The 520-nt window shown below is 55.0% G+C and carries 1 protein-coding gene; it reads right to left on the bottom strand.

What is annotated here, in order from left to right:
• A partial coding sequence (locus J5M67_RS27795) for a LacI family DNA-binding transcriptional regulator (protein ID WP_207888594.1) occupies positions 1-520 on the bottom strand: 520 nt, incomplete at both ends.

The following is a 520-nucleotide window of genomic DNA, read 5'->3' as shown; positions in this document are numbered from 1 at the left end:
GGCAGGCTGGGCGAGCATTTTCCGCATGCCTTCATCTCCGCTTTGTGCGCTGTAATCGGCAAATGCAATCCATTCAGGACGTACATCGAGGCCACGTGTTTCCATTGCCACCCGGCAGCCATCCCGTCCATCGCGCACTACCTGATAGTCATCGGACGCTAATCCGATATGAGCAATCCGCTCATGGCCGAGATGGAGTAGATGTTCCGTTGCCCGTTGCGCCGCAGATCGATTGTCGATGCCAATGGCGCACATCGATTTCGTCTCGGTTAGGTTCGAGCCGAAGACAACGAGCGGAAAGCCTTTGTGAGCGAGCTCATGAAGGTGACCATCGTCTAGCTTTCGAGGATTTAAAACCACCAATCCGTCAATGCGCCCACTATTCACGAGATCAAGGAATGCCCCGGGGCGGTGCGATTCCTTAACAGGCTCGAGTATCACCTTGTAACCGGTTGCATGACAGGCGGCACTCAATCCTGCGAGGAACCGAGGGAGATAGGCATCGACATCGACATGGATG

It is taken from the genome of Pseudomonas sp. 30_B, from assembly GCF_017491605.1.
Taxonomy (GTDB): Bacteria; Pseudomonadota; Gammaproteobacteria; order Pseudomonadales; family Pseudomonadaceae; genus Pseudomonas.
Note: the sequence above shows the minus strand (reverse complement) of the source record. Positions and strands in the feature narration are given on the sequence as shown.